We start from the raw sequence: 23010 nt of genomic DNA on the forward strand, positions 1-23010 counted from the left end.
CGCGTGCCGATGTGTAAAAAAAGCCTGAGTCTGCGGCGCGTTGCACAGGGTCGGTTTGTGAACCTGCAGCCAGCAGTAATCCAGGGTACACTAGCTGCCACGATGTGAAATGTGGAAACGAATGCATGGATATTCATAATAAATCGCGCGTTCAATGGGCCTGCCGTCGTGGCATGCTGGAACTGGATGTCGCTATTATGCCGTTCTTTAAGTACGAATATGACACGTTAAATGATACCGATAAGCAGGTGTTTATCGCACTGCTGAAAAGTGACGATCCCGATCTTTTCAACTGGATGATGAACCACGGTGAGCCTGCCGATCCCGAGCTGAAACGCATGGTGAATCTGATTCAGCAGCGTAATCGTGAACGCGGTCCGGTGGCAATGTAAACTTCATCCCTCTTTGCGCGCACGCCTGATCCTCGCACTGACGCTGTCAGTAACGATAGCAGGCGTTGGCATCATGGAACTGCCTGCGGCAGAGTGGATGATAAAGCCCGGGCTGGTCGTGGTGGTGCTGTGGGAAGGATGGAAACAGGATCGCCGCTTGCGTCAACGGCATGGACGGTTACGGCGCGACAGCAATCGTGACTGGCACTGGCAGGGAGAAGACTGGCAAACGCAGCAGCCGTTGTACTGGTTGCCTGGCGCGGTGTTGCTGGTCGCACGAAACCGCAAGGGCAAGATCTTACGGCTCTGGCTGATGCAGGACAACATGCAGCCAGAGGCGTGGCGCGCCTTGCGGTCATGCTGTTTCAGCGAAACCGCAACGCGCTAAATAGCGTGCCCGGAACAGCGCATCACGAGAAAGCGTGCCGATTTCAGAACACGCTTTTCCAGGTCAGGCTTTCCAAATACAGTCGTATCGACGGCGCGTCCTTTACCAGGATTTCAGGATTGCGTTTTAGCGCGCGGCTTAAAGCCGCTCGGCGGTTTCCGTCAGAATCTGCTCGCACCACTGCTCAACGCGCTCATCCGTGGCTTCAAACTGATTGACGTCATCCAGCGCCAGTCCGACAAATTGCTTGCCGTCGGCACTCAGCGGTTTGGGGCTGGTAAAGTCATAGCCGTCCAGCGGCCAGTAGCCCACAAACTGCACCCCCATCGGCTGGAGCAGTTCATGTAGCATGCCTAAAGCATCCAGAAACCACTCACCGTAGCCAATCTGGTCGCCCATGCCGTACAGCGCCACGATCTTGTTGCGCAAATTGAGCGTCGGCAACTGGGGCCAGATAGCCTCCCAGTCCTCCTGCAGCTCGCCAAAGTCCCAGGTGGGAATCCCCAAAATCAACAGATCATAGTCTTCCATCAGACGCGGATCGTCATCTTTCACGTTGTGCAACGTCACCAGCTCGTCGCCAATAAAATCCCGAATTTTCTCCGCTACGATTTCGGTGTAACAGGTACTGGAACCGTAAAAAAGACCAATTTTCATGCAGATAGTGCTCTGTTAATCCTGACTTTGGCGTAATTGTATCAGAAGCAGGGTTGAATCAGGCATAATGAGCACGATTTCATACTGAACGGTGGGGAAAACGTGCAAGATAGTGAACTGACAGAACAGTTTCTTGATGCGCTGTGGATCGAGCGCAATCTGGCGCAAAATACCCTGTCCTCCTATCGGCAGGATCTGCAAACTCTCACCGGCTGGCTGGCGCATCACGGCTTAACGCTGACAACCCTGAGCGCGCCCGATCTGCAACAGTTTCTCGCGGAGAGACTGGAAGGCGGCTATAAAGCCTCCAGCTCTGCACGCCTGCTCAGCGCCATGCGCCGTCTGTTTCAGTATTTGTACCGCGAAAAGATGCGCACTGACGATCCCAGCGCGATGCTGGCCGCGCCCAAACTGCCCCAGCGGTTGCCAAAAGATCTGAGCGAGGCGCAGGTGGATCGCCTGCTGCAGGCACCCGATGTCAACGTGCCGCTTGAACTGCGCGATAAAGCCATGCTGGAATTGTTATATGCCACCGGCTTACGGGTTTCGGAACTGGTGGGACTGACCCTGAATGACGTCAGCCTGCGCCAGGGCGTGGTGCGCGTGATCGGTAAAGGCAATAAAGAGCGGCTGGTGCCATTAGGTGAAGAGGCGGTTCACTGGCTGGAATACTATATGGAGCACGGGCGGCCGTGGTTGCTCAATGGGCAGACGCTGGACGTGTTTTTCCCCAGTAACCGTGCCCAGCAGATGACGCGGCAAACCTTCTGGCATCGTATCAAGCATTACGCCCTGCTGGCGGGCATTGATAGCGAAAAGCTTTCTCCCCACGTGTTGCGCCATGCTTTCGCCACGCATTTGCTGAACCATGGGGCTGACCTACGTGTCGTACAGATGTTACTGGGGCACAGCGACCTCTCAACGACGCAGATTTATACGCATGTCGCCACGGAACGTCTGCGACTGTTACATCAACAGCATCATCCGCGCGCATAGCTGGCGGAGAGTAAGGAAAACAATGAACAAACATGTTGCCATGCTGGCGCTGCTGGCCAGCGCTTTTTCCGGTTTGACCCACGCTGATGACAGCGCCATTCAGCTTTCCCTGAAGAAACTGGGTTTGCACCAGGCTGAGATCCAACCTGCACCGCTGCCGGGTTTTAAAACCGTGCTCACCGAAAGCGGCGTGCTGTACGTTACCGATGATGGTAAACACATGATCCAGGGACCGCTTTACGATGTCAGCGGTGCTCAGCCGGTCAACGTGACGAACGCGCTACTGGATAAAAAAGTTGAGGCGCTGGTTCCGGAAATGATCGTGTATAAAGCGCCCAAAGAGCAGCATGTGGTGACAGTGTTTACGGATATCACCTGTGGCTACTGCCACAAACTGCACGAACAAATGGCTGACTACAACGCGCTGGGCATCACCGTTCGCTATCTGGCTTTCCCACGTGAAGGCATGAACGGCAAAGTTGCCAGCGCCATGAAGGCCGTGTGGTGCAGCGCCGATCGCAATAAAGCCTTTGATGAGGCGATGAAAGGCGATGTGCCGAAGATGGATGCGCCAGCCTCCTGCACGATTGATATCGGCAAGCAGTACCAGCTTGGCGTACTGTTTGGTATCCAGGGCACGCCGGCGATTCTGACTGAAAGTGGCATGATGATCCCCGGCTATCAAAGTCCACAGGAGCTCAAGCAGGTACTGGATAATCAAAAGCGTGGTGGTTAAGGCGTGGTAAAGCACGAAGTTGAGTTACGTCGCCGTGAAGCGGTAGCCGATTTGCCGGGGCTACCGGCAGATTTACCGCCGCTCCTGCGTCGGCTTTATCTGCAACGTGGCGTCACCAACGCCGCCGAGCTCGAAAGGGGCGCGAAAAACCTGCTCCCTTTCAGTGCACTGAGCGGCATAGACAAGGCCGTTAACCTGCTTCATCAGGCGCTGCTGGATGGCCGCTGCATTATGGTCGTCGGGGATTTCGACGCTGACGGTGCCACCAGTACCGCCCTGACGGTGCTGGCGCTGCGCAGCATGGGATGCAGCAACGTGCAGTACCTGGTGCCCAATCGTTTCGAAGATGGCTACGGCCTGAGTCCGGAAGTGGTTGAGCAGGCCCGCGCGCGCGGTGCAGAGATGATTCTGACCGTCGATAACGGCATTTCGTCCCATGCGGGTGTGGCGCTTGCTCATCAGCACGGCATTGCGGTGTTGGTGACCGACCACCACTTACCGGGCGAAACGCTGCCTGACGCCGATGCTATCGTTAATCCCAACCTGCCTGACTGTCATTTCCCCTCTCGTTCGCTGGCGGGCGTGGGCGTCGCTTTCTATCTGATGATGGCCCTGCGCGCCCATTTGCGCACTCAGGGCTGGTTTGGCGTCACGCGGTCGGAACCCAATCTGGCCGACCTGCTCGATCTGGTGGCGTTGGGCACGGTGGCAGATGTGGTGCCGCTGGATGCCAACAACCGCATTTTAGTGTGGCAGGGCCTGAGTCGTATTCGGGCCGGAAAGTGCCGTCCGGGCATCAAGGCCCTGCTGGAAATCGCCAACCGCGATGCCCGACAGCTGGCCGCCAGCGACCTGGGTTTTGCCCTGGGGCCCCGGCTTAACGCTGCCGGTCGGCTGGACGATATGTCTGTCGGGGTGGCGCTGTTACTGACCGACGATCTCAGCCAGTCGCGCATGTTAGCCAGTGAACTGGATGCGCTTAACCAGATGCGCAAAGAGATTGAGCAGGGGATGCAGAGCGAGGCACTGGCGTTATGCCAAAAGCTGGAGAACGAGCAAACCGATCTGCCGCTGGGGCTGGCCTTTTATCATCCTGAGTGGCATCAGGGCGTGGTCGGGATTCTGGCTTCCCGCCTGAAAGAGCGTTTTCATCGCCCGGTTATTGCCTTCGCACCGGCCGGTGATGGCATGCTGAAGGGATCGGGACGATCGATTGCCGGTCTGCATCTGCGCGATGCGCTGGAGCGTCTTGATACGTTGCATCCTGGCCTGATGCAGAAGTTTGGTGGTCACGCGATGGCCGCCGGACTGTCGCTCGAAGAGGCCCGCTACGACGAGTTTCGTCAGCGTTTTGCGGACCTGGTGGGCGAATGGCTGGCCGGCGAAGCGTTGCAGGGCGTCATCTGGTCGGACGGTGCCCTGCAGCCCGCTGAATTTTCTCTTCAGACGGCGGAAGTACTGCGTGATGCCGGCCCATGGGGCCAGTCTTTCCCTGAGCCCGCTTTCGACGGCCGGTTCAGGCTACTGCAGCAGCGCCTCGTTGGTGAACGTCACCTGAAGGTCATGGTTGAACCTCTGGAGGGCGGACCGCTGATCGACGGTATCGCGTTCAACGTGGATACCACGTTGTGGCCTGACAGCAGCGTGCGCCAGGTCGAACTGGCCTATCGGCTTGATATCAATGAGTATCGCGGCAATCGCTCCGTCCAGCTGATCATTGAACATCTCTGGCCGCTCAGTTAGCCAGCGGTGACGGCGGGGCCTCACATTCCCGCCGTTGCCAGTTTAACCTTGCCACGCCCGCGTCGGCAGAGCCAGTCCAGCTGGCTCAACGAAAGATTAACCTCTGCGCATTTTCTCAACGCTACAAACCGCCGTCGGTTTCGGGTAAACTCGCAGGTTAAATTTCTTATTCCATCGAACGTAAAAAAGACGCTAAACACATGTTTGAAATCAACCCGGTCAAATACCGTATTCAGGACCTCAGCGAACGCAGCGACGTTCTTCGGGGGTATCTTTGACTACGATGCTAAGAAAGAACGCCTTGAGGAAGTAAACGCCGAGCTGGAACAGCCCGACGTCTGGAACGAGCCTGAACGCGCTCAGGCACTGGGCAAAGAACGCTCCTCCCTGGAAGCCATCGTGGATACGTTCGATCAGATGAGCCAGGGGCTGGAAGATGTGCAGGGGCTGCTTGATCTGGCGGTAGAAGCCGATGACGAAGAAACCTTCAACGAAGCGGTCGCCGAGCTGGACGCGCTGGAAGGCAAGCTCGGCGAGCTAGAGTTCCGCCGTATGTTCTCTGGCGAGTACGACAGCGCCGACTGTTACATCGATCTGCAGGCCGGTTCTGGTGGAACAGAAGCGCAGGACTGGGCCAGCATGCTGATGCGCATGTATCTGCGTTGGGCAGAAGCCAAAGGGTTCAAAACAGAAATTATTGAAGAGTCAGAAGGTGAAGTCGCGGGCATTAAGTCGGTGACGATTCGCGTGTCTGGCGATTACGCGTTTGGCTGGCTCCGCACCGAAACCGGCGTACATCGTCTGGTACGTAAGAGTCCATTTGACTCCGGTGGTCGCCGCCATACCTCCTTCAGTTCAGCCTTTATCTATCCGGAAGTGGATGACGATATTGATATCGACATCAACCCGGCTGACCTGCGTATTGACGTGTACCGCGCCTCTGGTGCAGGTGGTCAGCACGTTAACCGTACGGAATCGGCGGTGCGTATTACCCACGTTCCAACCGGTACGGTCACCCAGTGTCAAAACGATCGCTCTCAGCACAAAAACAAAGATCAGGCGATGAAGCAGATGAAGGCGAAGCTGTACGAGCTTGAAATGCAGAAAAAAAATGCCGAGAAGCAGATGCTGGAAGACAACAAGTCTGACATTGGCTGGGGCAGCCAGATCCGTTCTTATGTTCTGGACGACTCACGTATTAAAGATCTGCGTACCGGCGTGGAAACGCGCAACACGCAGGCGGTGCTGGATGGCGATCTGGACCGTTTCATTGAAGCAAGTTTAAAAGCAGGGCTATAAGGAACCGACATGTCTGAACAACAACCGCAGAGCGCTGACGTCGCACTTGAGTTAAATAACGAACTGAAAACGCGTCGCGAGAAGCTGAGCGTGCTGCGTGAAAACGGCGTGGCGTTTCCTAACGATTTTCGTCGTGATACCACCTCCGATCGGCTGCATGCCAGCTATGACGAGAAGAGTAACGAAGAGCTGGAAGATTTAGGCATTGAGGTCAGCGTGGCTGGCCGTATGATGACGCGCCGTATCATGGGCAAGGCGTCTTTCATTACCCTGCAGGACGTGGGCGGCCGCATTCAGCTGTACGTGGCACGTGACGATCTGGCTGAAGGTATCTACAACGAGCAATTCAAAAAGTGGGACCTGGGCGATATCCTCGGCGCACGCGGTAAGCTGTTCAAAACCAAAACCGGCGAATTGTCGATTCACTGCTCAGAGCTGCGCTTGTTAACGAAAGCCCTGCGCCCGCTGCCAGACAAATTTCACGGTCTGGCCGATCAGGAAACGCGCTATCGTCAGCGCTATCTTGATCTGATCGCCAACGATGAATCACGCAACACCTTCAAAATCCGTTCACAGATCATGGCCGGCATTCGTCAGTTCATGGTTGGACGCGATTTTATGGAGGTGGAAACGCCAATGATGCAGGTGATCCCGGGCGGTGCTTCAGCGCGTCCGTTTATCACGCATCACAACGCGCTGGATATCGATATGTATCTGCGTATTGCGCCAGAGCTGTATCTGAAACGCCTGGTGGTGGGCGGTTTCGATCGCGTGTTCGAGATCAACCGTAACTTCCGCAACGAGGGGATTTCGCCTCGTCACAACCCAGAGTTCACCATGATGGAACTCTATATGGCTTATGCGGATTACAAAGATCTGATTGAACTGACCGAAAGCCTGTTCCGTACGCTGGCGCAGGATATCCTGGGCAGCACGGTTGTGCCTTACGGTGAGCAGGAATTCGATTTTGGTAAGCCGTTTGAAAAACTCACCATGCGTGAAGCGATCAAGAAGTACCGTCCGGAAACCGATCTGGCCGATCTTGACGATTTCGACAAAGCGGTGGCGATTGCTCAGACCATTGGCATCAAAGTCGAGAAAAGCTGGGGCTTAGGGCGCGTAGTGACCGAAATTTTTGAAGAAACCGCTGAAGCACATCTGATTCAGCCAACCTTCATTACCGAGTATCCGGCTGAAGTGTCGCCGCTGGCCCGTCGCAACGACGAAAATCCTGAGATCACCGATCGCTTTGAGTTCTTTATTGGCGGACGTGAAATCGGCAACGGTTTCTCTGAGCTTAACGATGCGCAGGATCAGGCTGAGCGTTTCCTGCAGCAGGTGAATGCGAAAGATGCGGGCGATGATGAAGCGATGTTCTACGACGAGGATTATGTCACCGCCCTGGAACATGGTTTACCGCCAACGGCAGGCTTAGGCATTGGTATTGACCGCATGGTCATGCTGTTTACCAACAGCCACACCATCCGCGACGTAATTCTGTTCCCGGCGTTGCGCCCAGGCTCAAAGTAATTATCAGATGCTGGTTAAAGGCCGGGTGATTCCGGCCTTTTTTATTTCTGCTCTGCAACCCGCCACGGCATGTGCGCTTGAGTAATCCCGTCCCCTCTGCCAGGCTGAACATCTCAACCTGGAGCCACCATTATGAAGCCACGTCCTGACTGTATTCTTCACTGGCAAGCGCTGGAAGGCGAAGACAACGAACATTATTCCGATAGCGATGAGCTGATGTCCATTGGTACACCACTGGCGAAACTGTCTGGATTAACCCGGCTGGGCATTCATCATGAAAGGTTGCCGCCCGGACGCCGCATGTCTTATCCCCATGCGGAAAGTGCGGAAGAGGAGTTTATCTTCGTGCTGGAAGGTTATCCACACGCGTGGATCAATGGCGAATTGTATCCGCTGTCACCGGGAGAGGCCGTGGCGTTTCCGGCCGGTACCGGCATTTGTCACACCTTTATCAATAACAGCGACGCCGACGCGCGCTTTCTGGTGATCGGCGAGGTCAGCAAAGCGGAGAACCGCATTACCTATCCGCTAAACCGCGACTACGAAGCCACGCGCGAAGACAAGTGGCTTAACCCACCGCAACAGCAGATGGGCACACATCCCGGACTGCCGGACGAAAAGCCTTAAGATTTCACAGCATTATCCAGCCAGGTCTGGAAGCGTGAGTAGGGCACATAGAGCGCCACATCTTTATACAGCGTTTTTCCGCTCTGGTTGTCGTTGATGCGCTGGCTGTAACCCACAATCACGCCTGCCAGCGTGTCGTCAGATGCATTATAAACCGCGCCCCCTGACATGCCCTTAACCACGCCCGCATTGGCGGCCACGACAACGCAGTTCGCTTTGTTCCAGTCATTTGCCAGCGTGGTGTTCACCAGGTTTTTCCCGGTAGAGCTCACGGGCATTGCAGAGATGAAGCTGTAGCCGTAAAGATTCACTTTGTCGCCAATATGGCTGTTACGGAAGGACGGTGGCAGGTTGGCTTCGCTGTTCTTGTGGTACACGACCGCAAGATCGCACTCAGGATGCCAGGCTTTCACGCGGTACAGCGAATATTTTGCGACGTGGGCGGCCGTGAGGCTGTAGTCAGGGGTAAGGGGAATAGTCGTGCCCAGCGTGCCCAGCCCCAGCACGGTGGGAATGCCTGTTACGGTCATATCCACGCGCTTCTCTGCTTCTCTACTGTATTCATAATGGCCGACTGAGCAGCCTGTAAGACTGATTACCATCAAAACGATAAGCCGTTGCATTTTCTCTCTCCGCGTCAGTTGGACTGCATTTCATCTGGCGATTCATAAGAGCTATATCGGCAACGCTAATACTTTATTGATAACTAAAATCGGTATTAGCAAAAAAACGGCTACTTCGCTGGCAACCTTTATCATCGTCCGGTGTGTTACGCGGCGGCATCCTCGCTAACTGTATGTTTAATAAGCCTGGTTGATGCGTGTGTCAATTATTGCCATACACGCAATAGATTGTTGTTGTTATGTGAGTATCAGATGACAGGTAGCTATGCTGTAATACGTAGTGTGATATAGATCATAAATTATAGCTCGTTTATCAGGATGCATGCGTCATCCGTCTCGTTGTAATTATCATTTTTGGGAGAGTGTTATGCCTGTTGCATTGCTTGCACTGGCGCTGAGTGCGTTCGCTATCGGAACCACTGAGTTTGTGATCATGGGTCTGTTGCCGGAGGTCGCAAACGATTTGCGCGTGTCCATTCCGTCCGCAGGTTGGTTAATTAGCGGCTATGCATTAGGCGTAGCAATCGGTGCACCGATCATGGCGCTGTTAACGGCGAAGTTGCCCCGTAAAAAAACGCTGATTCTGTTGATGGTAATTTTTATCATCGGCAATCTGCTGTGTGCTCTGGCCTACAGCTATAACCTGCTGATGCTGGCACGGGTGATTACCGCCCTCTGTCACGGGGCTTTCTTTGGGATTGGATCGGTGGTCGCGGCCAGTCTGGTTTCCGCCGATCGTCAGGCTTCTGCCGTGGCGTTGATGTTTACCGGTCTGACGCTGGCCAATGTATTAGGCGTGCCGTTGGGAACCTGGTTTGGTCAGCTGTTTGGCTGGCGTGCGACATTCTGGGGCGTTTCGGCTATCGGCGTACTAGCCTTCATTGCCTTAATCACCAGCCTGCCGGGAAATAAGAATGAGAAGCCGGTCGATCTGGCGAGCGAAATCAGCGCGCTGGCCAACGGCAAACTGTGGCTGTCATTACTGATGACGGTCTGTTTTGCTGCCGCCATGTTTGCCCTGTTTAGCTACATAGCACCGCTGCTGCTGCAGGTTACCGGCATCAGCGATCGTGGCGTGAGCTGGACGTTGTTTCTGATTGGCGCGGGCCTGACCGTGGGCAATATTCTGGGGGGCAAAATGGCCGACCGCAAAGTCTCCCTGAGCCTGATAGGCAGTTTTTCGCTGATTACGCTGTTCTCACTGCTGTTTAGCTGGACCAGCCACGCGCTCTGGCTGGCGGAGATCACCTTGTTCCTGTGGGCAATGGCAACCTTTGCCACGGTTCCCGGCCTGCAGATCAATGTGGTGCGTCACGGTAAAGAGGCACCTAATCTGGTTTCCACCCTGAATATTTCTGCCTTTAACGTTGGCAATGCGCTTGGCGCGTGGGTGGGCGGCGCGGTGATTGCGCGCGGCTATGGACTGACCGCGGTTCCTGTTGCCGCCGCCGCGCTGGCGGCGGTTGGACTGATGGTTTGCTTGATCACCTTCCGCAAATCCGGCGGTGCTGCGGCCCGGGTGCATGCCTAAGCGAGTCTGTCCGCAATTTGCTCAGGAAAACGGGCCACCTGTTGCTGCAGGTGGTTCACAAACGCCTCTACCAGCGCGGATGCCGGCCGATGCTGCGGCCTGACGAGGCTAACGGTAAAAGGCACAGCGACGCTAAAAGGGCGCATCACCACACCGCTGTCGGCGTAATCCAGCGCCGTCAGCGGATTCACCACGGAGATCCCCACTCCGGCCTGCACCATCGCGCACACGGACGCCGCGCTGTGGGTTTCCATCACCATCCTGCGTGTCACATCTTGCTCATGAAACAGTGCGTCGAGCAGCTGGCGATAGCTGTCCGTGCGCGACAGGCTGACATAGTTCTCTCCGGCGAAGTCCTGCGGCGTCAGCAAGGCGCGTTGCGCCAGGCGATGGTGCTGCGGTAACACGCACACTTCATCGCAGGTCAGCAGCGCCTGGCGATCGGTCCCGGCGGGGGCGTGCTGCGTTTCCGTAATGCCCAGATCGTAACGCTGAGCCGACAACCACTCTTCCAGTAACGGGGATTCCTGCGGAATAATGTTCAGACTGACATCAGGGTAGCGCTGCAAAAAGGTCTGGCAGACGGGCGGCAGCAGTGACTGGGAAAAAACCGGCAGGCAGGCGATAGAGAGCTCACCCTGGCGAAACTGGCGTAATCCCTCTGCGGCATCAATGATGCGGTCCAGCCCATACCATGAGCGTTGCACCTCTTCGAACAGCCGTAAGCCCTGTACGGTAGGCTGTAAGCGGCCGCGCACGCGCTCAAACAGCGTCAGACTCAGCTGCCGTTCCAGTCGCGCCAGCTCGCGGCTGACGGTAGGCTGGGACGTCTGCAGCAGGGTCGCAGCCTGCGTAAGGTTTCCGCTGGTCATAACAGCATGAAAAATCTCGATATGCCGCCAGTTGATTTTTGCCATGCATCATTCCATATCATTTTTGCATAGATGCTATTAAAACAGATATTTTTCGGCATGGCACGATTCTGGCTTAATGGTTTTATTGCCACAGGAGAAACCCATGCCTCGTCCACTTAATACCACCGAAACCGCCCTGAACGTCGATAATTTACTGCCGCTGGCACGTCAGTACAGCGGCCCGTTCTGGGCTTATGATGCGCAGGTTATCCAACAGCGTATTGCTCAACTCCACGCATTTGATGTGGTGCGCTTTGCGCAAAAAGCCTGTTCTAACACCCACATTCTGCGCCTGATGCATTCTGCGGGCGTTAAGGTTGATTCGGTTTCCCTGGGCGAAATTGAGCGTGCGCTGGTGGCCGGCTTTCAGCCTGACAGTGACGAAATCGTATTCACTGCCGATGTCCTGGATAACCCTACGCTTGCCAGGATTGCAGAGCTTAAGGTGCCGGTTAACGCCGGATCCGTCGATATGCTGCATCAACTGGGTGCCGTTTCGCCAGGACATGCCGTCTGGCTACGCATTAACCCGGGCTTTGGTCACGGGCACAGCCAAAAAACCAATACCGGTGGTGAAAACAGTAAGCACGGTATCTGGCCCAGCGATTTGCCCGCTGCTCAGGCGGCTATCGAACAATATGGACTGCGCCTGATCGGCATTCATATGCATATCGGTTCAGGCGTGGACTATGCGCACCTGCAGCAGGTCTGCGATGCCATGGTGGATTTGGTCGTGGAATTTGGCCAGGATCTTGAGGCTATCTCTGCCGGAGGCGGTTTATCCATTCCCTATCACTACGGGGAAGAGGCGATCGATACCGATCACTATTTTGGCCTGTGGGACGCGGCACGCCAGCGCGTGGCGGACCATCTGGGCCATGCCGTGAAGCTGGAAATCGAACCCGGCCGTTTCCTGGTCGCGGAGTCAGGCGTGCTGGTCTCTCAGGTTCGGGCAGTAAAAGAGATGGGCAGCCGTCACTTTGTGCTGGTGGATGCAGGCTTCAGTGATCTGATGCGCCCCTCCATGTACGGCAGCTACCATCATATTTCTGTGATGGCGGGCGATAACCGGGCGATCGATGAACAGGCAACGATCGACAGCGTGGTTGCAGGCCCTCTGTGCGAGTCGGGCGATGTTTTCACCCAGCTTGAAGGTGGCAAGGTGGAAACCCGGGCTATTCCGGCCGCGAAAGTCGGGGATTATCTGGTGTTTCACGACACCGGCGCTTACGGCGCATCGATGTCCTCAAACTACAACAGCCGCCCACTGATTCCTGAGATCCTGTTTGAAAACGGCGAGCCGAGAGAAATCCGCCGCGCGCAGCGCATTGAAGATCTGCTGGCGCTGGAATGAGGCTACTGCGCCTGTTGAAAGACGATGACTGACAGGCCAGCCGTGCCACCGCACGGCTGGTCGTCCCCGTCAGGGGGCTGGATAGGTGTAACGGCGATGGATCGCTTCGAGTTCTTCCAGAACCTCATTGCTGAGCGTCACGTTGGCGCTGTCGATATTGATCTTTAACTGATCCAGCGTGGTTGCGCCCAGCAGGGTGCTGGACACAAAAGGTTGCTGACGAACAAACGCCAGTGCCATTTGTGAAGGATCAAGCTGATGTTTTTGGGCCAGCGCCACATATTCCGCCACCGCCAGTTGAGACTGCTCACCGCTGTAGCGGGTAAAGCGGCTAAACAGGGTATTACGTGCACCCGCGGGCTGCGCGCCATTCAGGTATTTACCGCTCAACGTACCAAACGCCAGGCAGGAATAGGCCAGCAGCTCCACGCCTTCATGCTGGCTGATTTCCGCCAGGCCCACTTCAAAACTGCGATTTAGCAGGCTGTAGGGGTTTTGAATAGAGACGATACGCGGCAGTTCATGCTTTTCTGCCAGCTGCAGATAACGCATGACGCCCCACGGCGTTTCATTCGACACGCCGATATAGCGGATCTTACCTGCCCGCACCTGCTCAGCCAGAGCCTCCAGCGTTTCTAACAGCGTGACAGGGACGCTGTTCTCACTGTACTGATAGCCCAGCTTGCCAAAGAAGTTGGTTTGACGCTGCGGCCAGTGAAGCTGATACAGATCGATGTAGTCGGTGTTTAAACGTTTCAGGCTGGCATCCAGCGCCTCGCGAATATTTTTGCGATCCAGCGCCATATTAGGGCGAATCGACGCATCGTTGCCGCGCGTTGGGCCGGCAACTTTACTGGCAAGAACGATTTTGTCCCGGCTACCGGTCTTTTTTAACCAGCTGCCAATATATTTTTCGGTCAGCCCCTGAGTTTCGGGCCGCGGGGGAACAGGATACATCTCGGCAGTATCAATCAGGTTGATGCCCGAACTGAGGGCTAAATCCAGTTGAGCGTGGGCGTCGGCTTCGCTGTTTTGCTCACCAAACGTCATGGTGCCCAATCCAAGCTGGCTCACTTCCAGCGAGCTATGGGGGATACGGTGATAGTGCATTGCCGGCTTCCTTTTCTGTAGGGATAAGTAATATGACTTCAGGGACTATAGCGCGAGGCGTAGCGGCTAAGAAAGGGGGATAACAGAGAGAAATAGCCTGCCGACGCGGGGGAGGGGCGACAGGCCGATACTTTTCGCATCTAACGTTCAATAATGGTAGAAACGTCGTCACTGTTGATCTGCACCGTATGGCCTGACTGATCGGTGTATTGCACCAGCCCCGTTTCTTTATCAATGCTCGGTTTCCCTTCGGTCATAATCATCCGGCCATCTTTTGTTGCCATAACATAATTGGAACTGCATCCACCCAATGTCACCGCAGCAACGGCCAATAATACAATTTTATTCAGCCCTTTCATTATGCTCATCCTCACGAATCGTCCACTGCAAAAAGTGTAGTAATAAATCCTTTTACCGATTGGGTTAATCGTATCAATCTGAAAATAACCGGGCGGCGCGGAGCCGCCCTTGACAACATTAGTGCGTTTTTTTCTTACTGCGCATCAGGTTAAGGCACTCAACGGCCATCGAGAAGAACATGGCAAAATAAATGTAACCTTTTGGTACATGCACCGCGAAACTTTCCAGGATCAGGGTAAAACCCACCAAAATCAGGAACGAGAGAGCCAGCATTTTGACCGATGGATGACGATCAACGAACTCGCCAATACTGCGGGCAGCGACCATCATCATTAATACCGCAATCACCACTGCCGCCATCATAATAAACAAATGGTCGGAGAGGCCCACGGCCGTAATAACGGAGTCGAGACTAAAAATGATGTCGAGCAACATGATTTGAACAATGGCACCCATGAACGAGTGAACGTTGGTTTTGTGCTCGGCTTCTTCGCCTTCTATCGTTTCATGAATCTCCATGCTGGACTTCCACAGCAAGAATAATCCACCAAACAACAGAATGAGATCGCGTGCTGAAAAAGCATGATCCATGAGGGTAAACAATGGGTTGGTCAGTCTTGCGACCCAGGCAATAGAGGCCAGTAATCCCAGACGCATCAGCATTGCGCCCATCAAACCGATGCGGCGTGCGCGGGCTTGCTGATGTTTGGGGAGTTTTGCCACCACTAACGACAGAAAGATAATGTTATCAATGCCCAGAACCACTTCCAGAATGGTCAGGGTGCCCAGCGCCAGCCAGGCGTTGGGATCGGTAATCCACTCGAACATACCTGCACTCATATCCTAAACGAAAATTAAACAAAGATTATACGCACCAAATTTGTCTAACTCACATTTAAATACCGCCAGGGACGCGAGAATAAGGCTGTCAGACCAGAAAATGGCGTGCCAGAAGCGGGCCTGTAAAACTTTTCTTGAGATAAAACCCGCGTGGCAGCGTCATGATGGGCTGTCCGCGATCGCCGATCCCTTCCGTTAAGGCTTTGCTGTTTGCTGCTTTGGGGCGAATCTGCAGCCAGGCACCGTGACGGGCGGTGATGCGTTCTACCTGACCCAGTACGATCATATCCATCAACTCCTCCCAGTCCTGGCGCAGCATCTCATCTTCCTGCGCGTCGGGGCTCCACAGCAGCGGCGCGCCAACCCGACGTTCGCCTAACGGGATGTCACGCTCGCCCTCTACCGGCATCCACAGGACGCGCGCCAGCTTATGGCGGACATGGCTGTTTTGCCAGGTGACGCCGCTGTTTCCGGTGAGGGGCGCAACGCAAACAAATGTTGTTTCCAGCGGCTTGCCATAGCGATCGACAGGGATCGTTTTTAGTTCAATTCCCAGGTGTGCGAAATCCTGTTCTGCTTTACTGCCCGCACTGGCGCCCAGATGCCATTCCAGCAGCATTCCGACCCAGCCTTTATCCCGTTTCAGGTTGGCCGGTATCGGAATGCCTGCCTGGTCGGCCAGGGTTTGCAGCGTTAAACCTGCCAGTGACTGGGCGCGCGATAACAGTGTTGACTCATCTTCAGGTGGCCCGGGAAGGAATGTCATGTGAATAACTCATAATGATTAATAATTAAGCAGCCTGCGGCAGCCTCAGGTTTTCCACAGGAAAGAACGCGGTATAACTCACATAATAACATGAAACATAGTACTTTTTTTTACAGCGAAATTGGCAGGCTCCAACTCATGTCGCAGGTTATCCCAACTTGCTATCAACAATGAACAGGATCTCAAGCCCAGTTATCCACAGAAAAATGGGATAACCCCGTCTCAGGTTGCCTACTGGTTCCATTTACAGCCTTGACTTTGCTGTTTTTCAACAAAAATTAAGCCGTTTGATGCAAGCTTGAGCCGATCGCTGTGGATAAAAAGCATTGTGGTGGATCTTTAGCCAATTGTCAGCACGAAGGAATTATCCGCCCCCTTTCCGGCAGGGTAAAAGGCAGCAGAGTAAAAAAATAGTCTTATATTTCAATAGTAAATCGTGGTCTTGTTTTTGGCACCTTCAGATTCATCCTGGTACGTTATTCAGTTAACTCCCGTGTTCTGCACAAAGCTATCCACAGAAAACGTGAATAAGATCTCTCTTTTTACGGACTTTTGTTTATAACTTCGCATGAGTCTGTGAGTTATCCCGACATTACGCCCCTAAGCGCCCGCAAATCCAGTGGTTTACCGCCTGTAAGGAGTGTGAAACAATCAGACCATTCAATTTTAGCTTTTGAGGTAGTCCGGTGATCGATGATGATGGCTACCGCCCGAATGTTGGTATCGTAATTTGTAACAGGCAGGGGCAAGTGTTATGGGCCAGGCGCTTTGGACAGCACTCCTGGCAATTTCCTCAGGGAGGCATCAATCCCGGTGAAACCGCGGAACAGGCGATGTATCGCGAACTGTTCGAAGAAGTCGGGTTACACCGTAAAGATGTTCGAATACTTGCATCTACCCGTAACTGGTTGCGCTACAAGTTGCCAAAACGTTTGGTGCGTTGGGACACAAAACCGGTTTGTATTGGTCAGAAACAAAAGTGGTTTCTTCTGCAGTTGATGTGTAATGACGCAGACATTAATGTGCAGCACAGCAGCACGCCGGAATTCGACGGCTGGCGGTGGGTAAGCTTTTGGTATCCGGTCCGTCAGGTTGTCTCTTTTAAGCGCGATGTTTATCGTCGGGTGATGAAAGAATTCGCTGGCGTAGTGATGTCCATGCAGGAGAGTGCGGTGCAGCGAAATCATCCTGCCCATCGACGTAAAAGAGGATAGGCCACGCCCTTTATGCTCACTCAGTTGCGAGAAATTGTTGAAAAGGTGGCGAGTGCGCCACGTCTGAATGAAGCACTCGACATTCTGGTTAATGAGATCTGCCTGGCGATGGAAACGGAAGTCTGTTCCGTCTACCTCGCCGATCACGAACGTCGCTGTTATTACCTGATGGCGACACGCGGTTTGAAAAAACCGCGTGGGCTAACGGTCAAGCTGGCGTTTGATGAAGGTATTGTCGGTCTGGTGGGGCGACTCGCTGAGCCGATTAACCTTGCCGATGCGCAGAGCCATCCCAGCTTTAAGTACATTCCTTCAGTAAAGGAAGAGCGCTATCGCTCTTTCCTTGGCGTGCCTATTATCAGCCGCCGCCAGCTTATGGGCGTGCTGGTGGTTCAGCAGCGTGAACATCGGCAGTTTGACGAAAGTGAAGAGTCGTTTCTCGTTACCCTGGCCACGCAGCTGGCTGCCTTACTGTCACAATCGCAACTGAGTCAGTTGTTTGGTCAGTATCGTCTGGCACGCATTCGTGCCATTGCTGCCGCCCCAGGCGTTGCCGTCGCGCCAGGCTGGGTAGACGAAACCCAGCCCTTACTCGATCAGGTTTCTGCCGCCTCAACGCTGGATCCGCAGCGTGAACGCGAGCGTTTGTCACTGGCCATGACCGAAGCCGCCAGTGAATTCCGTCGCTTCAGTAAACGCTTTACCGCCAGCGCGCAAAAAGAGAGCGCGGCGATCTTCGATCTCTACTCTCACCTGTTAACCGACGCACGCCTGAAAAAGGATCTTTTCGCGGAGATCGAGCGGGGATCCGTTGCCGAGTGGGCGGTCAAAACCGTCATTGAAAAGTTTGCCGCCCAGTTTGCCAGCCTGACGGACAGCTATCTGAAAGAGCGCGCCGGCGATCTGCGGGTGTTGGGTCAACGTTTGCTGTTCCATCTCGATGATTCTCTGGTGGGCGTGAACGCCTGGCCTGAGCGTTTCGTGCTGGTGGCAGACGAACTCACCGCCACAACGCTGGCGGAAATTCCGCACGAGCGGCTGGCAGGGATTGTGGTACGCGACGGCGCGGCGAACTCCCATGCGGCCATTTTGACCCGGGCGATGGGCATTCCGACCGTCATGGGCGCGGACATTCAACCCAGTCAGTTAAACAAACGTTTGCTGATTGTCGATGGCTATCGCGGTGAACTGCTGATCGATCCTGAACCGGTTCTGGTGCAGGAGTACCAGCGGCTAATCAGTGAAGAAAATGCCCTCAGCAAAATGGCTGAAGGCGGCGTGGACAGGCCGGGCGAGCTGCGTAGCGGTCAACGTATACAGGTTATGCTGAACGCGGGGCTGAGCCCGGAGCATGAGCAAACGCTGGGCAGCTGGGTTGACGGCATTGGCCTTTACCGCACTGAAATTCCCTTTATGCTGCAAAGCGGTTTTCCATCGGAAGAAGAGCAGGTTGCTCAGTATCAGGGCATGCTGCAGCTGTTCCACGAAAAGCCGGTAACGCTGCGCACGCTGGATATCGGGGCAGATAAGCAGCTGCCTTACATGCCAATCAGTGAAGAGAATCCTTGCCTGGGCTGGCGGGGCATCCGTCTCACGCTCGACCAACCCGAGATTTTTATGGTGCAGGTGCGCGCCATGCTGCGTGCTAACGCCGCGTCAGGCAATTTGAGCATTTTGTTGCCGATGATCAGCCATATCGATGAGATCGACGAAGCCAAGCGGCTCATTCAGCGTGCCGGGACAGAAGTGGAAGAGATGCTCGGCTATACCATTCCGACGCCGCGCATCGGGATTATGATTGAAGTGCCTTCTATGCTGTTTATGATCCCGCACCTGGCGTCGCGCGTCGATTTCGTCTCTGTCGGAACCAATGACCTGACGCAGTATTTACTGGCGGTAGATCGTAACAATACCCGCGTGGCGAACCTGTATGATTCGCTGCATCCGGCTATGCTGCGTGCGCTACAGGCAATTTCCATTGAAGCCCATTTGGCGAATCTGGAATTATGCTTGTGTGGTGAAATGGCGGGCGATCCGATGTGTGTGGCGCTATTGATAGGGATGGGATATCACCATCTCAGCATGAACGGCAAGAATGTCTCACGCGTGAAATATCTGCTGCGTCATCTGGATTACGAAGAAGTCCAGAAACTCAGCACCCAGGCGCTCAAAGCCTATTCAGCGTCAGATGTGCGTCAGCTGGTCTCGGCGTTTATGGAAGAGCGCGGCCTGGGCGGCCTGATTCGCGGCGGTCGTTAACCCAGGTTACATTTCTGCGGCTACTCAGAAAACTGGCTGTGCTATCATGCCCAGCCCTAATTTATGTGCATCACGTCCCCTTTTCAGGGCTGAAAATAAACGGTGAATGATGAATAACGGCTATATCGCATTTCCGCAGTTCGATCCGGTAATCTTCTCGATCGGACCGCTTTCGCTTCACTGGTACGGATTGATGTATCTGGTGGGTTTTGTTTTCGCCATGTGGCTGGCGGTGCGTCGGGCCAACAAGCCAGGCAGCGGCTGGAAAAAAGAGGAAGTAGAGAACCTGCTTTACGCGGGCTTCCTGGGCGTTTTCCTGGGTGGTCGAATTGGTTATGTGCTGTTTTATAACCTGCCGCTGTTTCTCGATAATCCGCTTTACCTGTTTAAAGTCTGGGATGGCGGTATGTCATTCCACGGCGGGCTGATTGGCGTGATCCTGGTGATGCTGATATTTGCGCGTCGCACCAAACGTAATTTCTTTCAGGTTTCTGATTTTATTGCGCCGCTTATTCCGTTTGGCCTGGGCGCTGGTCGCCTGGGTAATTTTATCAATGGTGAACTCTGGGGCCGCGTCGATCCCAATTTCCGTTTCGCCATGCTGTTCCCCGGCTCGCGCAGCGAAGATATCGCGCTGGCGGCCAACAACCCACAATATCAGGCCTTACTGAACACCTATGGCGTACTGCCGCGTCATCCTTCACAGCTGTACGAGCTGTTTCTTGAAGGCATCGTGCTGTTCATTATCCTGAACCTGTTTATTCGTAAACCTCGCCCGATGGGCAGCGTCTCTGGCCTGTTCCTGATTGGCTACGGCACATTCCGCATTATTGTTGAATTCTTCCGTCAGCCAGACGCACAGCTTGGTTTGCTCACCGGTGGACTGAGCATGGGGCAACTCCTGTCGATCCCAATGATTATTGCCGGTGTGATTATGATGATTTGGGCGTACCGCCGTCGCCCGCAGCAACAACTTCACGAGGAAAAATGAAACAGTATCTGGACTTAATGCGCTACGTGCTGAACGAAGGCACACCAAAATCTGACCGTACCGGTACAGGCACGCTTTCAATTTTTGGTCACCAGATGCGTTTTAATCTGCAGGATGGTTTTCCGCTGGTCACCACAAAAAAGTGCCACCTGCGCTCCATCATTCATGAACTGCTGTGGTTTCTGCAAGGCGATACCAATATCGGTTACCTGAAAGAAAACAACGTCTCAATCTGGGATGAGTGGGCGGACGAGCAGGGTAATCTTGGGCCAGTCTACGGCAAGCAGTGGCGCAGTTGGGGCACGGCAAGCGGTCAGGAAATTGATCAAATCACCAAGGTGATTGAACAACTGAAACGCGATCCGGATTCCCGCCGCATTATTGTGTCAGCCTGGAACGTCGGCGAGCTGGATGAAATGGCGCTGGCGCCGTGCCATGCGTTTTTCCAGTTCTATGTTGCGGACGGTAAACTCTCCTGTCAGCTTTATCAGCGCTCTTGCGATATCTTCCTGGGGCTGCCGTTTAATATCGCCAGCTATGCGTTGCTGGTGCATATGGTGGCACAGCAGTGCGATCTGGACGTGGGTGATTTTGTCTGGACCGGGGGCGATACGCACCTTTACAGCAACCATCTGGAGCAGGCCCGTCTGCAGCTGACACGTGAGCCGCGACCGCTGCCGACGCTTGTCATCAAGCGCAAACCCGCTTCGTTGTTCGATTATCGCTTCGACGATTTCGAGATTGAAGGTTACGATCCGCATCCGGCGATTAAAGCCCCGGTTGCCGTCTGACGGTTTCCTGATACTAAGCCCCGGTATGACTTTGCATACCGGGGCTTTTTTTATCTTTCCGCCCGGCGCTTTGCGGCGATGATCTCAAACGATGCTTCAAACACGGCATGCAGCTGAAATAGTCTGCAGCGCCGCTTCCCGTTCCCGCTTTTACACATTGCCATCCCGCCCGCCAGATCGCACGCTGTTGCCATGAAAAGACCAACATCAAAAGGGTTTACGCTGGCAGAGCTACTGTTTGTCATGGTGATTGTCGGCATTCTCAGCGCGTTTGCCACGCAGGGCTGGCAGCGCTGGCAGCAGCGTCAGCAACTACGGGACAGCGCTCGCCAGCTGCAGTTTTTTTTGCTCAGCGTACGGGCGCAGGCCAACTGGCAAAACCGCGACTTTGTGTTGTGGGCGCGAACCATGCAGCCCTGGTGCTTAGGCGTTGGCGATGCGCCGGTGAACGGCTGTGATCCCGCCCGACGCCTGCATTTTATTGCGCCGCACACGGGTGTGACCTTGCAGCCGCTGCGCGGTGAGCCAGGCTTTTACGGACGGCGCAACGTGGCCAGAGCGGGCAGCATTGAGCTGGTCAATCCAGCGGGACGAATCCGGCTGATCATCTCGTCACGGGCGCGGATTCGCCTGTGCTCCTCAGAGGAAGCAGGCTGCGAATGAAAGTGGCCGGATTTAGCCTGCTGGAAATGCTGATTGCGATGGCCATCAGTGCGGTACTGATGGTGGGCGCAGGGCGCTTTATGCCGCTGCTGTTGGGGGAAAATCTCCGTCTGCAACAGCGGGTGCAATTGCAAACGGAGCTGCAGCAGATGTTGTCTACACTGGAAAAAGCCGTGCGACGGGCAGGCTATTGCCAGGGAGAATGTGGCCGTGAAGGATTAACAATAACCGGGAGCTGCCTGCTTATCCGCTTTGATGAGAACAGCAACGGTCGCTGGGAAGATATCAGCCAAGGTGAAAGCGACTATTACGGCTACCGGCTGCGGCAAAAGCAGCTGGAGATGCAGCGCGGTGTGGATAACTGCAATGGCAGTGGCTGGGAGCGCTTGTCCGACCCCGCGTTTCTCTCTGTGGAAGCCTTTGAACTGCAGCGGGAAGGCCAGCGGGTCAGGATAATGCTGCAGGGGCGAACGGGTCAGCAGGAGGAAACAGTGGTGCGCTGGGTGGAGGGCATGAATTTGTGAAGGCGCAGGGCAACAGCGCGCTGGGGATGGTGTTAATCATCATGCTGACAGGCGGCATAACGCTACACGCCAGCCGCGACATGCTGACGCAGGGGATGCGCGGGGTTGCCGATGAGCAGCGTTTCATTCAGGGATTCTGGCAGGCGCAGTCGGCGCTGCAGTGGGGGCTGACCTTACAGTGGCCCGAGCAGCCGCCGTTATTCTGCCAACAGGAGAACCAGTATGGCTGGCAGAGCTGCCTGCAAAGAACCGCAGATGACAAAGGATTACTTAAAGGTGAAGACCGCACTGGCGAGATGGCCCTGTGGCGCTGGGTACGGGTGCAGGGCAGCACCATTCACCCTTTGCCGCAGGGCTGGATTGACTACTGCCCGCTGGCCGCGTCAGATCAATGTTTCTGACGCGCGTGGGTTCAGCCTGCCGGAAGCCCTGTTTGCCCTGCTACTGATGGCTGTGAGCACCAGCGCTCTGCTTCAGTATCACCGGGTGTTGACGCTGGGTTTCAGTCAGCAGTGGCAGCAACGAGAAGCCTGGCGCGTTGCAGAGCAGCGACTGCTTGGCCACGAGGTGGCAGGCTGGCAATCCCGTTTCGAGAAAACACAAGGTCCGGGAGGCTGTGTGCTGGAAAAAGCCGAGGTGAGCGGGCCGCATCAACGTCACGCCAGCCTGATGCGTTTAACCTGTTAAGCGGTTAGGGCATTA

At 54.9% G+C, this 23010-nt stretch carries 25 protein-coding genes; 18 read left to right on the top strand and 7 right to left on the bottom strand.

The window, feature by feature from the left end; translation table 11 throughout:
* The first annotated feature begins 125 nt into the window (after nt 1-125).
* Nucleotides 126-392, top strand: coding sequence for an FAD assembly factor SdhE (gene sdhE / locus DFO57_RS11595; RefSeq protein ID WP_041457788.1), 267 nt, complete (start codon nt 126-128; stop codon nt 390-392).
* Nucleotides 367-780: a protein YgfX gene (locus tag DFO57_RS11600; protein ID WP_064374247.1), complete on the top strand. Its 414-nt coding sequence runs from the start codon at nt 367-369 to the stop codon at nt 778-780. The genes sdhE and DFO57_RS11600 overlap by 26 nt, the downstream gene beginning before the upstream one ends.
* 138 nt (nt 781-918) lie before the next feature.
* Here DFO57_RS11600 and fldB read toward each other — a convergent pair whose 3' ends face one another.
* A complete protein-coding gene (gene fldB, locus DFO57_RS11605; RefSeq protein ID WP_013027050.1) occupies nt 919-1437 on the bottom strand; it encodes a flavodoxin FldB in 519 nt (172 codons plus the stop codon).
* A gap of 102 nt (nt 1438-1539) precedes the next feature.
* Between fldB and xerD the strand changes: the two genes are divergently transcribed.
* The 6 genes from xerD to DFO57_RS11635 all read left to right on the top strand — a co-directional run bounded on the left by xerD (nt 1540) and on the right by DFO57_RS11635 (nt 8368).
* A complete protein-coding gene (gene xerD / locus DFO57_RS11610) occupies nt 1540-2433 on the top strand; it encodes a site-specific tyrosine recombinase XerD (protein ID WP_015699600.1) in 894 nt (297 codons plus the stop codon).
* 22 nt (nt 2434-2455) lie between these two features.
* A complete protein-coding gene (gene dsbC / locus DFO57_RS11615; RefSeq protein ID WP_014605134.1) occupies nt 2456-3169 on the top strand; it encodes a bifunctional protein-disulfide isomerase/oxidoreductase DsbC in 714 nt (237 codons plus the stop codon).
* 3 nt (nt 3170-3172) lie between these two features.
* A complete protein-coding gene (recJ, locus tag DFO57_RS11620; protein ID WP_013027000.1) occupies nt 3173-4912 on the top strand; it encodes a single-stranded-DNA-specific exonuclease RecJ in 1740 nt (579 codons plus the stop codon).
* A 200-nt stretch (nt 4913-5112) separates the two neighbouring features.
* Nucleotides 5113-6211, top strand: a protein-coding gene (gene prfB, locus DFO57_RS11625; protein ID WP_104933680.1) for a peptide chain release factor 2 whose coding sequence is annotated in 2 segments (ribosomal slippage) — nt 5113-5187 and nt 5189-6211 — 1098 coding nt in all. Because the reading frame shifts where the segments join, the coding sequence is not laid out codon by codon here.
* A gap of 9 nt (nt 6212-6220) precedes the next feature.
* Nucleotides 6221-7741 carry a lysine--tRNA ligase gene (lysS, locus tag DFO57_RS11630; protein ID WP_013026998.1) on the top strand — a complete coding sequence of 507 codons (1521 nt, stop codon included), beginning with the start codon at nt 6221-6223 and terminating at the stop codon, nt 7739-7741.
* Nucleotides 7742-7873: 132 nt separating this feature from the next.
* Complete coding sequence (locus tag DFO57_RS11635; protein WP_014594486.1) at nt 7874-8368, top strand: cupin domain-containing protein; 495 nt, start codon at nt 7874-7876, stop codon at nt 8366-8368.
* On the opposite strand, the gene DFO57_RS11640 is transcribed toward DFO57_RS11635, so the two are convergent.
* A complete protein-coding gene (locus DFO57_RS11640) occupies nt 8365-8991 on the bottom strand; it encodes a hypothetical protein (protein WP_028715750.1) in 627 nt (208 codons plus the stop codon). The two genes, DFO57_RS11635 and DFO57_RS11640, sit on opposite strands and share 4 nt — an antisense overlap.
* Before the next feature lie 367 nt (nt 8992-9358).
* Between DFO57_RS11640 and DFO57_RS11645 the strand changes: the two genes are divergently transcribed.
* Nucleotides 9359-10522 (top strand): MFS transporter, encoded by a 1164-nt coding sequence (locus tag DFO57_RS11645; RefSeq protein ID WP_015699602.1) that lies wholly within the window; start codon nt 9359-9361, stop codon nt 10520-10522.
* Here DFO57_RS11645 and DFO57_RS11650 read toward each other — a convergent pair.
* Nucleotides 10519-11439: a LysR family transcriptional regulator gene (locus DFO57_RS11650; RefSeq protein WP_028715748.1), complete on the bottom strand. Its 921-nt coding sequence runs from the start codon at nt 11437-11439 to the stop codon at nt 10519-10521. The two genes, DFO57_RS11645 and DFO57_RS11650, sit on opposite strands and share 4 nt — an antisense overlap.
* A 100-nt stretch (nt 11440-11539) precedes the next feature.
* Here DFO57_RS11650 and lysA point away from each other — a divergent pair, with 100 nt between their 5' ends.
* The gene (gene lysA, locus DFO57_RS11655; RefSeq protein WP_019104749.1) at nt 11540-12790 is read left to right on the top strand and encodes a diaminopimelate decarboxylase; all 1251 of its coding nucleotides are present in this window, start codon (nt 11540-11542) and stop codon (nt 12788-12790) included.
* Nucleotides 12791-12859: 69 nt separating this feature from the next.
* Here lysA and DFO57_RS11660 read toward each other — a convergent pair whose 3' ends face one another.
* The 4 genes from DFO57_RS11660 to mutH form a co-directional block, all read right to left on the bottom strand.
* A complete protein-coding gene (locus tag DFO57_RS11660) occupies nt 12860-13900 on the bottom strand; it encodes an NADP(H)-dependent aldo-keto reductase (RefSeq protein ID WP_013026992.1) in 1041 nt (346 codons plus the stop codon).
* A gap of 140 nt (nt 13901-14040) precedes the next feature.
* Nucleotides 14041-14259, bottom strand: a complete 219-nt coding sequence (locus tag DFO57_RS11665; RefSeq protein ID WP_110015362.1) for a YgdI/YgdR family lipoprotein — start codon at nt 14257-14259, stop codon at nt 14041-14043.
* A 118-nt stretch (nt 14260-14377) separates the two neighbouring features.
* Entirely contained in the window at nt 14378-15088 is a 711-nt protein-coding gene (locus DFO57_RS11670) for a TerC family protein (protein ID WP_014605139.1), read from the bottom strand.
* A gap of 100 nt (nt 15089-15188) precedes the next feature.
* Nucleotides 15189-15866: a DNA mismatch repair endonuclease MutH gene (gene mutH / locus DFO57_RS11675; RefSeq protein WP_013026989.1), complete on the bottom strand. Its 678-nt coding sequence runs from the start codon at nt 15864-15866 to the stop codon at nt 15189-15191.
* 686 nt (nt 15867-16552) lie between these two features.
* Between mutH and rppH the strand changes: the two genes are divergently transcribed.
* From rppH to DFO57_RS11715, 8 genes are all read left to right on the top strand, one after another.
* Nucleotides 16553-17080, top strand: a complete 528-nt coding sequence (gene rppH / locus DFO57_RS11680; RefSeq protein WP_013026988.1) for an RNA pyrophosphohydrolase — start codon at nt 16553-16555, stop codon at nt 17078-17080.
* A gap of 12 nt (nt 17081-17092) precedes the next feature.
* Nucleotides 17093-19339, top strand: a complete 2247-nt coding sequence (gene ptsP / locus DFO57_RS11685; protein WP_013026987.1) for a phosphoenolpyruvate--protein phosphotransferase — start codon at nt 17093-17095, stop codon at nt 19337-19339.
* Nucleotides 19340-19448: 109 nt separating this feature from the next.
* A complete protein-coding gene (gene lgt, locus DFO57_RS11690; protein WP_024471441.1) occupies nt 19449-20330 on the top strand; it encodes a prolipoprotein diacylglyceryl transferase in 882 nt (293 codons plus the stop codon).
* Entirely contained in the window at nt 20327-21121 is a 795-nt protein-coding gene (gene thyA, locus DFO57_RS11695; protein WP_014594480.1) for a thymidylate synthase, read from the top strand. The genes lgt and thyA overlap by 4 nt, the downstream gene beginning before the upstream one ends.
* Before the next feature lie 192 nt (nt 21122-21313).
* Entirely contained in the window at nt 21314-21784 is a 471-nt protein-coding gene (locus DFO57_RS11700; protein WP_013026984.1) for a prepilin peptidase-dependent protein, read from the top strand.
* Nucleotides 21781-22308 carry a prepilin peptidase-dependent protein gene (locus DFO57_RS11705; RefSeq protein WP_015699607.1) on the top strand — a complete coding sequence of 176 codons (528 nt, stop codon included), beginning with the start codon at nt 21781-21783 and terminating at the stop codon, nt 22306-22308. The genes DFO57_RS11700 and DFO57_RS11705 overlap by 4 nt, the downstream gene beginning before the upstream one ends.
* Nucleotides 22305-22709: a DUF2509 family protein gene (locus tag DFO57_RS11710; RefSeq protein ID WP_110015363.1), complete on the top strand. Its 405-nt coding sequence runs from the start codon at nt 22305-22307 to the stop codon at nt 22707-22709. The genes DFO57_RS11705 and DFO57_RS11710 overlap by 4 nt, the downstream gene beginning before the upstream one ends.
* Entirely contained in the window at nt 22669-22995 is a 327-nt protein-coding gene (locus tag DFO57_RS11715; protein ID WP_233255860.1) for a prepilin-type N-terminal cleavage/methylation domain-containing protein, read from the top strand. Before DFO57_RS11710 ends, DFO57_RS11715 begins: the two co-directional genes overlap by 41 nt.
* The last annotated feature ends 15 nt before the right edge of the window (nt 22996-23010 follow it).

Source organism: Pantoea sp. AG702 (assembly GCF_003182295.1).
GTDB classification, from domain to species: Bacteria; Pseudomonadota; Gammaproteobacteria; order Enterobacterales; family Enterobacteriaceae; genus Pantoea; species Pantoea ananatis.

What these genes read in the sequence shown, in the direction of transcription:
- sdhE (WP_041457788.1), top strand. Translation starts at nt 126, where the DNA reads ATGGATATTCATAATAAATCGCGCGTTCAATGGGCCTGCCGTCGTGGC.
- fldB (WP_013027050.1), bottom strand. Translation starts at nt 1,437, where the DNA reads ATGAAAATTGGTCTTTTTTACGGTTCCAGTACCTGTTACACCGAAATC.
- dsbC (WP_014605134.1), top strand. Translation starts at nt 2,456, where the DNA reads ATGAACAAACATGTTGCCATGCTGGCGCTGCTGGCCAGCGCTTTTTCC.
- lysS (WP_013026998.1), top strand. Translation starts at nt 6,221, where the DNA reads ATGTCTGAACAACAACCGCAGAGCGCTGACGTCGCACTTGAGTTAAAT.
- DFO57_RS11635 (WP_014594486.1), top strand. Translation starts at nt 7,874, where the DNA reads ATGAAGCCACGTCCTGACTGTATTCTTCACTGGCAAGCGCTGGAAGGC.
- DFO57_RS11640 (WP_028715750.1), bottom strand. Translation starts at nt 8,991, where the DNA reads ATGCAACGGCTTATCGTTTTGATGGTAATCAGTCTTACAGGCTGCTCA.
- DFO57_RS11645 (WP_015699602.1), top strand. Translation starts at nt 9,359, where the DNA reads ATGCCTGTTGCATTGCTTGCACTGGCGCTGAGTGCGTTCGCTATCGGA.
- DFO57_RS11650 (WP_028715748.1), bottom strand. Translation starts at nt 11,439, where the DNA reads ATGGCAAAAATCAACTGGCGGCATATCGAGATTTTTCATGCTGTTATG.
- lysA (WP_019104749.1), top strand. Translation starts at nt 11,540, where the DNA reads ATGCCTCGTCCACTTAATACCACCGAAACCGCCCTGAACGTCGATAAT.
- DFO57_RS11660 (WP_013026992.1), bottom strand. Translation starts at nt 13,900, where the DNA reads ATGCACTATCACCGTATCCCCCATAGCTCGCTGGAAGTGAGCCAGCTT.
- DFO57_RS11665 (WP_110015362.1), bottom strand. Translation starts at nt 14,259, where the DNA reads ATGAAAGGGCTGAATAAAATTGTATTATTGGCCGTTGCTGCGGTGACA.
- DFO57_RS11670 (WP_014605139.1), bottom strand. Translation starts at nt 15,088, where the DNA reads ATGTTCGAGTGGATTACCGATCCCAACGCCTGGCTGGCGCTGGGCACC.
- mutH (WP_013026989.1), bottom strand. Translation starts at nt 15,866, where the DNA reads ATGACATTCCTTCCCGGGCCACCTGAAGATGAGTCAACACTGTTATCG.
- ptsP (WP_013026987.1), top strand. Translation starts at nt 17,093, where the DNA reads ATGCTCACTCAGTTGCGAGAAATTGTTGAAAAGGTGGCGAGTGCGCCA.
- lgt (WP_024471441.1), top strand. Translation starts at nt 19,449, where the DNA reads ATGAATAACGGCTATATCGCATTTCCGCAGTTCGATCCGGTAATCTTC.
- thyA (WP_014594480.1), top strand. Translation starts at nt 20,327, where the DNA reads ATGAAACAGTATCTGGACTTAATGCGCTACGTGCTGAACGAAGGCACA.
- DFO57_RS11700 (WP_013026984.1), top strand. Translation starts at nt 21,314, where the DNA reads ATGAAAAGACCAACATCAAAAGGGTTTACGCTGGCAGAGCTACTGTTT.
- DFO57_RS11705 (WP_015699607.1), top strand. Translation starts at nt 21,781, where the DNA reads ATGAAAGTGGCCGGATTTAGCCTGCTGGAAATGCTGATTGCGATGGCC.